The organism is Actinomyces succiniciruminis (assembly GCF_900002405.1).
Classification (GTDB): domain Bacteria; phylum Actinomycetota; class Actinomycetes; order Actinomycetales; family Actinomycetaceae; genus Actinomyces; species Actinomyces succiniciruminis.
Window position 1 is genome coordinate 1 of sequence record NZ_LK995490.1, and the last position, 9,924, is coordinate 9,924.

Below are 9,924 nucleotides of genomic sequence, written 5' to 3' on the forward strand. Positions count from 1 at the left end.
AGTCCGGCCGCCCCGGAACCGTACGGTTCCGGGGCGGCCGGACTGCAGGCCGGTGAGGCGGCCTGTGCCTCAGTCGTCCAGGTAGTCGCGCAGCACCTGGGAGCGGCTGGGGTGACGCAGCTTGCTCATGGTCTTGGACTCGATCTGGCGGATGCGCTCCCGGGTGACCCCGTAGACCTTGCCGATCTCGTCCAGCGTCTTGGGCTGGCCGTCGGTCAGGCCGAAGCGCATGGAGACCACGCCCGCCTCCCGCTCGGACAGGGTGTCCAGGACGGCGTGCAGCTGCTCCTGCAGCAGCGTGAAGGACACGGCGTCCGCGGGGACGACCGCCTCGGAGTCCTCGATCAGGTCACCGAACTCGCTGTCCCCGTCCTCACCGAGCGGGGTGTGCAGGGAGATGGGCTCGCGCCCGTACTTCTGCACCTCAACGACCTTCTCCGGGGTCATGTCCAGTTCGACGGCGAGCTCCTCCGGAGTGGGCTCGCGGCCCAGGTCCTGCAGCATCTGCCGCTGGACGCGGGCGAGCTTGTTGATGACCTCGACCATGTGGACGGGGATGCGGATGGTGCGCGCCTGGTCCGCCATGGCGCGGGTGATGGCCTGGCGGATCCACCAGGTGGCGTAGGTGGAGAACTTGTAGCCCTTGGTGTAGTCGAACTTCTCCACGGCGCGGATCAGGCCCAGGTTGCCCTCCTGGATCAGGTCCAGGAAGAGCATGCCGCGGCCGGTGTAGCGCTTGGCCAGGGAGACGACCAGGCGCAGGTTCGCCTCAAGCAGGTGGTTCTTGGCGCGCTGACCGTCCTGGGCCACCCAGTGCAACTCGCGGCGGTACTTGGCATCCATGTCGTTGCCCTCGGTGGCCAGCAGGTGCTCGGCGTACAGGCCCGCCTCGATGCGCTTGGCGAGCTCGACCTCCTGCGCGGCGTTGAGGAGCGCGACCTTACCGATCTGCTTGAGGTAGTCCTTGACGGGGTCGGCGGTGGCGCCGGCGGTGACGACCTTCTGTGCGGGCTCGTCGCCCTCATCGGAGTCGGAGACCGTGAAGGAGCCGTCCTTGCCCTTTTCACCCTTGGACTTCCGCGACTTCTTGTTGGCGGTCTTCTCCGCCTCCTCCCGGCGGATACGGTCCAGTTCGCCGGTCAGGGCGGCGATGGAGGGGTTCATCTTGATGCCCTTGATGATCCAGCCGCGGAAGATGTAGCCGTTCTGGGTCAGGAACTCGCGGGCGACGACGGGCTCCTCCTCACCGGGGATGACGAAGCGCGGCACGGGGCCGTGCCCGTAGGGGGCCAGGGTGATCGGATCCTCCAGGGTGCCGTCGCCGTTGATCTCCAGGCCCTCCACGACGGTGCGGCTGCGCACGAACAGCGTGGCGCCGGGCGCCAGTCGCACGTCCTTCAGGGCGGCGGGGGTGTTGAAGGGGTGGCGCTTGGTGCCGTCGCCGTTCTCCTCCAGGGACACGTCCAGGTAGTAGTCGCGCAGCTCGGGGGCGGGGGCCGCGGCCTCCGGCTCGTCGTCGCCCTCGTCCTCGGAGTCCTCCGGCTCGTCGTCGTCCTCCGAGTCCTCGTCATCCGCGTCGACGTCGTCCTCCACCAGGTCGTCGTCCTCGTCCTGCGGGAGGTCCTCATCCTCGTCGAGGTCGTCCAGATCGACGTCCTGCTTCTCCTCCAGGGCCTCGTCAACGTCGTCGGCGAATTCGACACGCTCCCGCGCGGTGGTGGGAGCAGGAGCAACTGTGGAAGTAGCCACGGATTTCCTTTCGCGGAGCAGACGGTTCGGCCGGAGCGGTGCATGGAGCCTCGGCGAAGTTTACGCGAGAACCCAAATGGTCTCACAGGCGCACGCGCCTAACGCGAGGACTTCACACGAGATCCGGCTACCACTACCAGCGCGAAGATCAACGATGCGGACGCCGTGTCTATTCCCGGGCCCGATCATCTAGCCTGGGCGCATGACCGACGTGGATGCCCTGCTGCCGCTCGTGCGCGGCGCCGTCGATGCCCGCCTGGATGAGGTGCTGGCCCGGCTGCGCGCCCAGTGGCAAGACTCCCCCGCCGTAACCGATGAGCTGCTGGAGGCCGCCGCCACGGCCCTGGCGGGCGGGAAGCGGATGCGGGCGGTTCTGGGCGCAGTGGGATTGACTCTGGCGGGAGGAGACGCCGACCCCGCCGCCGTGGCGGCCGGCCCGACCGCGGCCCGGCTGGGCGCCGCCCTGGAGCTGTACCAGGCGAGCGCGCTCGTACACGACGACGTCATCGACGCCGCCGACACCCGCCGTGGCCAGCCGGCCGCGCACCGTCGTTACGCGGCCCGCCACCGCCAGGCCGGCTGGACCGGCTCGGCCGACGCCTACGGCGTCAGTGCAGCGATTCTCCTGGGAGACCTGCTCATGTCGGCCGCCACCGCACAACTGGGTCAGGCGACGGCCGGCTGCGAGCGCGGCGCGGCACGGGCCGCCCGGGAGGCCTTCGACGCCATGACGGCGGAGGTCGCCGTCGGCCAGTTCCTGGACGTGCACCAGGAGGTGATGCCCCTGCCTGCCCCGACGGACCGACCGGTGGCGGCGGGCGCCGCCATGCGGAAGGCCGCACTGGAGGTGGTGCGCCACAAGTCGGCGCGCTACTCGGTGATGTATCCGCTGCAGGTGGGGGCGCTGCTGGCCGGCGTGGACCCCCAAGGCGAGTTGTTGGCCGCCCTGGAGGTCTTCGGTGAGGAGATCGGGATCGCCTTCCAGCTGCGCGACGACGTGCTGGGCGTATTCGGCGACCCGGCCCTGACCGGTAAGCCGGCCGGTGACGACCTGCGCGAGGGCAAACGGACGGTGCTGGTGGCCCTGACCTGGCAGCGCTGCAACAACGCGGGCCGGAAGCTGTTGACCCGGGTGCTGGCCGGGGACGAGGCCGCCACGGCCGCGGACCTGGCGGCGGCCGCCGCACTGATCCGCGACTGTGGGGCCTTGAACGCGCATGAGGATGAGATCGCCGCCCACACCGCCACCGGCCTCGCCGCGCTGGAGGCCGCCCCGGACGCCCTGCCGGAGCACTCGCGGCGCACCCTGTTGGGTCTGGCGGAGATGCTGACCGCCCGCCGCAGCTGACTGTGGGTGCTCTGGCCCCTGACACACCGGGGCGTGCGGGCCCCGTACACTCGGCTACGTGACCAAGGATCCTCTCATCGGCCGGCTGGTCGACGCTCGTTACGAGATCGTCGACCGCGTGGCCCGTGGGGGCATGGCCACCATCTACCGGGCGCATGACCGCCGCCTGGACCGCATGGTGGCCCTCAAACTCATGCATCCGCACCTGGCGGACTCCCCGGACTTCGTGGCCCGGTTCCGCCGCGAGGCCCGCGCGGCGGCGCGGTTGTCCAACCCGGGGGTCGTGGCCGTCTATGACCAGGGCAGCCTGGACGGCATCGCCTATCTGGTGATGGAACTGGTGGAGGGCCCCAATCTGCGCGACCTGATCGCCTCCGGTCCGTTGACCGTGCGTGAGGCGCTCGGACTGACCGCCCAGATCCTGGGGCCGCTGGGGGCGGCTCACCGCGCCGGCCTGGTCCACCGCGACGTCAAGCCGGAGAATGTGCTGCTGCCCGCCGACGGCTCGGTCGCCAAGGTCGCCGACTTCGGGTTGGCCCGCGCCGTCACCGAGGTCGCCCAGACCACCACCGGGAACGTGCTGGGCACGGTCGCCTACCTGGCGCCGGAGTTGATCACCACCGGCTCCTCCGCCCCCTGCGCCGACGTCTTCTCCGTCGGCGTGATCCTGTATGAGCTGCTCACCGGCGTCCAGCCCTTCGAGGCGGACACTCCCATCCAGATCGCCTTCCGCAACGTGCACGAGGACATTCCCGCCCCCTCGCTGCGGGTGCCCGACCTGCCCGAGAGCGTGGACGAGCTGGTCGCGGCGATGACGCGCCGCGATCCGCGCTCCCGGCTGGACGACGCCGACGCCGCCCTGGACCGACTGCGGCAGATCGTCTCTACCCTGAGCGAGGCGGAGTTGGCCGTCAAGCGCGGCGGCGCCACCGGCTCGGTGCGCACCCAGGAGGTGCTGGCCGCTAACGCCGAAGCGGCCCGCACCGCGATGCTGGTCACCGACGGCACCGAATCCGATGCGGACGCCGCCGAGGTCTCCGCCGACGCGGCCACCCCGGGCGCCGGGCTGCGCACGGTCTCGCTGCCCATCGGTTCCATCGCCCCGGACGGGGCGGCCGGCGGCCGGGACGGCACCACGCGTGCCCTGGACCGCAGTCGGCTGTCCCGCGGCGCGGACACGCGCAGCACGCAACCGGTGGCCCGCCACTCCGCGCGGCACCCGCGCCGACGTGCCGTGGTCGCCGCCGCGCTGCTGCTGGCGGCGGCCGGAAGCGGGGGAGCCTGGTACTTCACGGCCGGCCCCGGCCGCACCGTCCCGGTGCCGCAGATCGTGGGGATGAGCGCACAGGACGCGCAGGATGCGGTCGAGGCGGCCGGGCTGGTGTGGGGCGCCCCCACCCACGCCTACTCCGACACGGTGCCCGCGGACTCGGTGATTTCCTGCTCCCCCGGCGCCGATACCCGGCTGCACCCCGGCCAGGCGGTGACGCCGGTGATATCCCGCGGCATTGAGCAGAAGGTTGTGCCCGACGTCGTCGGCTCCACTCAGGAGGACGCCACCAGCGCGATCGTGGACGCGGGCCTCACGCTCGGGGCGGTGACCAAGACCTACTCCGACGACGTCGCCTCCGGCATGGTGATTTCCTGCGAGCCGCAGTCGGGCAGCACGGTGGATCACTCCTCCGCCGTGGCGATCGTCGTGTCCCTGGGGCGCCAGCCCGCCACCGTCCCGGACGTGACCGGCATGAGCGTGGACGATGCCACCACCACGCTGGAGGCGGCCGGGCTCACGCTCGGCACCCAGTCGGAGTCCTACTCCGACGATGTGGCCTCGGGAATGATCATCTCCTCCAGCCCAGCCTCGGGGGCGGAGGGCTACCACCACGGCGACGCGGTGGACGTGGTCGTGTCCAAGGGGCCGGAGAAGGTGAGCGTGCCCGACGTCGTCGGGATGAGCGAGCGCGAGGCCGTGACCGCGCTGGAAGACGCGGGGCTGGACCCGCAGGTCTCCCGTGTCATGGGCGGCTTATTCGACACGGTTCACTCCACCGACCCGTCCGCCGGGCAGAGTGTGGAGAAGGGCTCGCAGGTGACGGTGAACGTGGTCTGAGCCCGGCGGGTTCAACCGCGGAGCATCTCCGCCACCTCGAAGGCCATCTCCAGGGACTGCTGGTGGTTCAGCCGCGGGTCCACGAGCGTCTCGTAGCGGCGCGCCAGCCCGGCCTCGTCAATGTGCTCGCCGCCGCCGAGGACCTCGGTGACGTCGTCTCCGGTGAGCTCCACGTGAATGCCGGCCGGCACGGTTCCCAGCGCCCGGTGTACCTCGAAGAAGCCGCGCACCTCGTCCATGATCGTGTCGAAGCGGCGGGTCTTGTAGCCGTTTTCGGAGGTGATGGTGTTGCCGTGCATGGGGTCGGTGATCCAGGTGACCGGCCGGCCGTCGGCGCGGACGATCTCCACCAGGGGCGGCAGCACGTCGCGGATGCGGTCGGCGCCCATGCGGGTGATCAGGCTGAGCCGGCCGGGGTCCCCATCCGGGTTGAGGTGGTCGATCAGGGACAGCAGCTCGTCGCGGGTCGTCGTCGGGCCGATCTTGACGCCCACCGGGTTGTGCACGCCCGCCAGCAGTGCGACGTGGGCGTCGTCGGCGCCGCGAGTGCGCTCCCCCACCCACAGGAAGTGGGCGGAGGTGTCGTAAAGGCGCCCGCTGCGGGAGTCCTCGCGCGTCATGGCGTCCTCGTACTCCAGCAGGAGCGCCTCGTGCGCGGCGTAGAAGTCGACCTGGCGCAGGGCTTCGAAGTCGACGCCGGCGGCCTCCATGAAGCGCATGGCCCGGTCGATCTCCTCGGCGAAGGACTCGAAGCGCTTGTAGGCGGGGTTCGCGGTGAAGCCGCGGTTCCAGGAGTGGACTTCACGCAGGTCCGCGTAGCCGCCCATGGTGAAGGAGCGGATCAGGTTCAGGGTGGTGCCGGCGCGCAGGTAGGCGTCGACCATGCGCTGCGGGTCGGGGATACGGGCCTCGGCGGTGAAGGCGTGGTCGTTGACTGAGTCGCCGCGGTAGGAGGGCAGGGTAACGCCGTCGCGGGTCTCCGTGTCCGAGCTGCGCGGCTTGGCGTACTGGCCGGCCATGCGGCCGATCTTGACCACCGGGGTGGAGGCGCCGTAGGTGAGCACCGCCGCCATTTGCAGGATGGTCTGCAGCTTCAGGCGGATGTTGACGGCGGTGTTGTCGTGGAAGGACTCGGCGCAGTCCCCGCCCATGAGTACGAAGGCGCGCCCCTGGGAGGCCAGCACCATCTTCTCGCGCAGCGAGTCGACCTCGCCGGCGAACACCAGTGGCGGCCGGGTGCGCAGGTCGGCCGCGGCGTCGGCCAGCGCCTGCGGGTCCGGGTAGCGGGGCTGCTGGGCGGCGTGGTGCTGGCGCCAGCCGGCCGCCCCGCCGGGTACCTGGAGCTCGTTCATCATGGGGTCAGCATAGGCGTGCGGGACCGCTGCCGAACCGTCACGCCGAAAGGTGGGACGCAGGGCACGCCGTCGGCCGGGCTCCCCTTCGGCGTCTTGTTGCGCGCAGCGAGCCCAGAAGGGGGCGGGNCCGCCCGCCCCCTCTAACTGGGTTGGATGAGCCGGTGGCTCAGGCCTCGCCGTCCGTGGCGGCGGCGGGCTCGAGGTTCTGGCCGAGCTCGGCCATCAGGTCGACGAACCACTGCTGGGTGATGTCGAAGGGCTTGCCGCCGGCAATGCGCTCGAAGGCGATGGCGCCGAGCTGGTCGCCGTTCTCCTCGTCCTGGCCGATGACACCGGGCTCGCCGCGCAGGGCGCAGTCGACGGCGAGGTCGCACATCTGCTTGATCAGGGCCAGGTCCTCCTCGTTGGCGGCGGCGGCGCGCGAGTAGTAGCCGGACTTCTGCACCATGACCTTCTCGGCGCCGATCTTGTCGGCGAACTGGCGGGCGAACCACTGGCCGGGGTTGATGGTGTCGAGCTTGACGTGGCCGAAGGGGTCGCGCTGGACCTCTTCACCCTTGGCCTCCATCTCCGCGATGATCTCGGGGACGCCGGCGCCCTCGGACAAGAAGATGTTGACGTTGCCCTGCTCGTCCATGATGGCCTTGAGGCGCTCGGCCTCGGCGGCGATGTCCAGCTTGGCCTCCGGCACGAACACGGCGTGCACGTCCCAGCGCTCCTTGGTCAGGCCCAGCGAGGGGGCCCACTGGCGGTCCTTGAGCAGCTCGTGGTAGCGGCGGGCGGTCTCGGCGGTGAGGTAACCGCAGTTGCGACCCATGCACTCGTGGACGATCAGCATGCGCGGGTTGGAGCGGTGCTCACCGATGACGTTGAGGGCGAAGCCGGCGCCCTGCTCGGCGGCGGTCCAGGCGCCCAGCGACTGGCGGATCGGAACGATGTCGTTGTCGATGGTCTTGGGCAGGCCGACGACGGTCAGGTCGTAGTCGTGGTCGCGCAGGTAGGCGGCCAGGTCGGCGGCGGTGGTGTTGGTGTCGTCTCCACCGATGGTGTGCAGCACGTCGACGCCGTCCTCGCGCAGCCGCTCGGCGGCGAAGGCGAGCGGGTCCACGCCCTCCTTCACCAGGCCGCGCTCGACGAGGTTCTTGGCGTTGGTGAGCTTGACGCGGGAGTTGCCGATCGGGGAGCCGCCGTACTGGCGCAGCACGCCCGCGTTCTTGCGGCCCTCCTCGTCGATGACGACGTAGTTGCCGGTGAGCAGGCCGTGGTAGCCGTACTGGTAGGCGATGATCTCGACGTCGGGGGCGACCTCGGTGTAGCGCTCGATGAGGTCGCCTACGGCGGCGGACAGACAGGGGGCGAAGCCGCCCGCGGTGAGGAGGGCGACGCGACGGATCGACATCGGAAACCTTTCGTAGGTGATGGGGCTTATCGCGGCCATCCTATCGGGATGCCGCCCCCGCGCGCCCGGAATCCTCACCCCAACCCGGACACCCGCCGAGGTCGGTGGAAGTTACGTGCCGAGGTCGGTGGAAGTTACGTGCCGGACCCCATCGACGCCGGTCGGCATGGAGCTGGATGCGGCCTGCCCCGGAGAAAGTGTCCGGATTCGGCATAAACGCCATCGGCCGACCAAGAGCCACCCGAAGAAACCGCATGATTCCAACGTTCCTGAAAACGCAGACCGGCGCGCCAGCTCCGTTCGTGCCGATCTTGGACATTCCGGCCAGCGCTCAGTTCATGCGTCGTCGGAACGCGGCGTGGCCGACGCGTCGCCCCCGTCCTCGGACGCCTCTATCCCCTCGTCGTCTTCCGCCTCGTCTGGCTCCGCCGGCGGCTCGGGGACCTCGACGTCGGGGGCGGGCCGGCCGCCGGGCGCCTCGACGGGGGCGGCGGCCGGCCGCTTGGCGGCCAACTCCTCCAGCATCTCGTCGACGACCTCCGCGGCCGTCTTCTTCTCCGCGTCCATCGCCTTCTTCACGTCCGCGGCGTACAGGTCCACGTACTCCTGGCCGGACAGGGACATCAGCGCATACATGATCTCGTCGGTGATGGAGCGCAGCACGAAGCGGTCGTTCTCCAGACCCTGGTAGCGGGAGAAGTCCAGCGGCTCACCGATCACGATCCCCACCCGGTGCCGGGTGGAGGGAACCACCTGGCCGATGGGCTGGGCGAGGTTGGAACCGATCATGGCGACCGGGATCACCGGCGCCCCGGTGGCCAGGGCGACGCGCGCCACCCCCGTCTTGCCGCGGTACAGGCGCCCGTCGGGGCTGCGCGTGCCCTCGGGGTAGATGCCGAACAACTCGCCCGAGCGCAGTCGATCGATCCCGGCCTGCAGGGCCGCCATGGACGCTTTGCCCCCCGAGCGGTCCACCGGGATGGTGCCGACGGCGGTCATGAAGTTCTTCACGGCCCAGCCCTTGATGCCCTTGCCGGTGAAGTAGTCGGACTTGCCAATGAAGGCGACCTCGCGGTCCATCAGCAACGGCAGAAAGAATGAGTCGATGACCGCCAGGTGGTTGGAGGCCAGGATGGCGGGGCCCTCGGCGGGAATATTCTCCTCACCGCGAATCCAGGGCTGGTAGAGCATCTCCATGGCCGGGCCGACGGCGGCCTTGATACCTCGGTAACCCACTGTGGGACCTCCTGTGTGCATCCGCGGTCGGGAACTGGCCGGCCGCCCGGGTACACGCGCCGGGCGTGTCCGCGGCCGGATCGGCTGCTGATCAAGTCTAGCCTCGCGGTGTGGTCCAACACGTGCTCTCGCCTCCGCCGTCCGTCGGCGCCGTCGTCGGCCGTGGGCGACGCGAGCCGGCACGGACGCCGTCGTCACCGTCCCAGCCGGTCCAGGCGGCCTTCGCGGACATGGGAACGGCGCTGCGTGAGGTGACCTTCGTCGTCGTCGATCTGGAGACCACCGGAGGCGGCCCGGGCGCGCACGCCATCACCGAGATCGGTGCCGTGAAGGTACGCGGCGGGGTGGTCGATTCGGAATTCTCCACGCTCGTAAATCCGGGCACCGCCATTCCCGCCCAGATAACGGTCCTGACCGGCATCACCAACGCCATGGTCGCCGATGCCCCTCCGGTAGCCCAGGCGATGGCCGCCTTCCTGCAGTGGGCGCACCTGGCCGACCCGACGACGGTGGCGGTCGCCCACAACGCCCGCTTCGACCTCGGCCACCTGCGCGGGGCGGCCCGGGCCCACGGCCTGGATTGGCGTGAGCCGGTCGTGCTGGACACGCTGGCACTGGCCCGCCGGGCCTGGGACCGCACCCAGGTGCCCAACCACAAGCTGGGCACGCTCGCCACCTTCGTGGGCTCCCCGACGACGCCAACCCACCGCGCGCTGGACGACGCCCG

At 70.4% G+C, this 9,924-nt stretch carries 7 protein-coding genes; 3 read left to right on the forward strand and 4 right to left on the reverse strand.

Annotated features, from left to right (window positions below):
* Positions 1 to 69: 69 nt before the first annotated feature.
* On the reverse strand, positions 70 to 1,749 hold the full coding sequence (locus tag BN1056_RS14635) for an RNA polymerase sigma factor (protein WP_244671537.1): 1,680 nt from the start codon (positions 1,747 to 1,749) through the stop codon (positions 70 to 72).
* 202 nt (positions 1,750 to 1,951) lie between these two features.
* On the opposite strand from BN1056_RS14635, the gene BN1056_RS05675 reads away from it, so the two are divergent.
* Positions 1,952 to 3,097 carry a polyprenyl synthetase family protein gene (locus BN1056_RS05675; RefSeq protein WP_210579704.1) on the forward strand — a complete coding sequence of 382 codons (1,146 nt, stop codon included), beginning with the start codon at positions 1,952 to 1,954 and terminating at the stop codon, positions 3,095 to 3,097.
* A gap of 58 nt (positions 3,098 to 3,155) precedes the next feature.
* Positions 3,156 to 5,207, forward strand: a complete 2,052-nt coding sequence (gene pknB, locus BN1056_RS05680) for a Stk1 family PASTA domain-containing Ser/Thr kinase (protein ID WP_210579706.1) — start codon at positions 3,156 to 3,158, stop codon at positions 5,205 to 5,207.
* A gap of 11 nt (positions 5,208 to 5,218) precedes the next feature.
* Here the strand turns inward: pknB and BN1056_RS05685 are convergent, their stop codons facing one another.
* From BN1056_RS05685 to BN1056_RS05695, 3 genes are all read right to left on the reverse strand, one after another.
* Complete coding sequence (locus tag BN1056_RS05685; RefSeq protein WP_108967389.1) at positions 5,219 to 6,562, reverse strand: class II 3-deoxy-7-phosphoheptulonate synthase; 1,344 nt, start codon at positions 6,560 to 6,562, stop codon at positions 5,219 to 5,221.
* A gap of 166 nt (positions 6,563 to 6,728) precedes the next feature.
* Entirely contained in the window at positions 6,729 to 7,961 is a 1,233-nt protein-coding gene (locus tag BN1056_RS05690; RefSeq protein WP_073331636.1) for a pyrophosphate--fructose-6-phosphate 1-phosphotransferase, read from the reverse strand.
* Positions 7,962 to 8,297: 336 nt separating this feature from the next.
* Positions 8,298 to 9,197, reverse strand: a complete 900-nt coding sequence (locus BN1056_RS05695) for a lysophospholipid acyltransferase family protein (protein WP_210579708.1) — start codon at positions 9,195 to 9,197, stop codon at positions 8,298 to 8,300.
* 230 nt (positions 9,198 to 9,427) lie between these two features.
* Here BN1056_RS05695 and BN1056_RS05700 point away from each other — a divergent pair.
* A partial coding sequence (locus BN1056_RS05700) for an exonuclease domain-containing protein (protein WP_280516442.1) occupies positions 9,428 to 9,924 on the forward strand: 497 nt, incomplete at its 3' end.

Excerpts from the sequence above, each read along its gene's own strand:
- BN1056_RS05675 (WP_210579704.1), top strand. The coding sequence starts at position 1,952 with ATGACCGACGTGGATGCCCTGCTGCCGCTCGTGCGCGGCGCCGTCGAT.
- BN1056_RS05690 (WP_073331636.1), bottom strand. The coding sequence starts at position 7,961 with ATGTCGATCCGTCGCGTCGCCCTCCTCACCGCGGGCGGCTTCGCCCCC.
- BN1056_RS05685 (WP_108967389.1), bottom strand. The coding sequence starts at position 6,562 with ATGATGAACGAGCTCCAGGTACCCGGCGGGGCGGCCGGCTGGCGCCAG.